At 64.4% G+C, this 691-nt stretch carries 2 pseudogenes; one reads left to right on the top strand and one right to left on the bottom strand.

Features of this window, described 5'->3' with window-relative positions:
- Positions 1-109 precede the first annotated feature (109 nt).
- Positions 110-337, top strand: a pseudogene (locus ACSDR0_RS50995) (IS982 family transposase); the annotation flags it as partial.
- A gap of 58 nt (positions 338-395) precedes the next feature.
- Here the strand turns inward: ACSDR0_RS50995 and ACSDR0_RS50990 are convergent.
- Positions 396-539, bottom strand: a pseudogene (locus ACSDR0_RS50990) (hypothetical protein); the annotation flags it as partial.
- Between the last annotated feature and the right edge of the window lie 152 nt (positions 540-691).

Genomic DNA, 691 nt, shown 5'->3' with positions numbered 1-691 from the left:
TGCCGCCGGGCACGGCAGACGAGCGGTCATCACCCACCCCCGAAACGCTCGAATGAGCATTAATCAGGTGATACCCGGCACACGGCTTGATCCAACAGACCACCGGTAACTGGGCGGGATGTTCCCCTACCTGCCCGGACAGTCGAGGTACGGCAAACGGCTACGGAAGGCCTCGGGCCTGGTCCTTCACATGATCAGAATACCGGCCGCCGACACCACGCTATGGGGCGATGATGTGTGGGCCGTAGACTCCACCCCGGCGGAGTGCGGCCGCTCCCGCGGCACCGCCCGGCGCAGTGACCTGGCCGGATGGGCCGAGTACGGCTACTGCGCCAGCCGCCAAGCACCGCGTCGATCTGGAAGGCGGCAAGGTCGGCGTCCAGATCGACGATCGCATGGGTGTCGGCGGCGTGTCGCAGCTCACTGGCGATGAGGCCGCGCCAGCTGTCGTGGTGCCGGAAGAACAGGTCGCGGACCTGACCCGGCCTGCTGTCGAAGACAGCGAGGTAGTAGCGGATCGACAACCCTTTGTGAGGCATTTCTCAGTGTTCACTGAAGGCGCGCCGGTAGTCGCGAGGAGAGACACCGTGCCGTTTGATGAAGTGGTCACGCAGGTACTGCATTCGTAGATCTTGATTCGTTTGGCCCCGCCAGGGGACGTAGTTAGGCCATCGTCGGTGCGTGACGTGCG

It is taken from the genome of Streptosporangium sp. G11, from assembly GCF_051192615.1.
Taxonomy (GTDB): Bacteria; Actinomycetota; Actinomycetes; order Streptosporangiales; family Streptosporangiaceae; genus Streptosporangium.
Note: the sequence above shows the minus strand (reverse complement) of the source record. Positions and strands in the feature narration are given on the sequence as shown.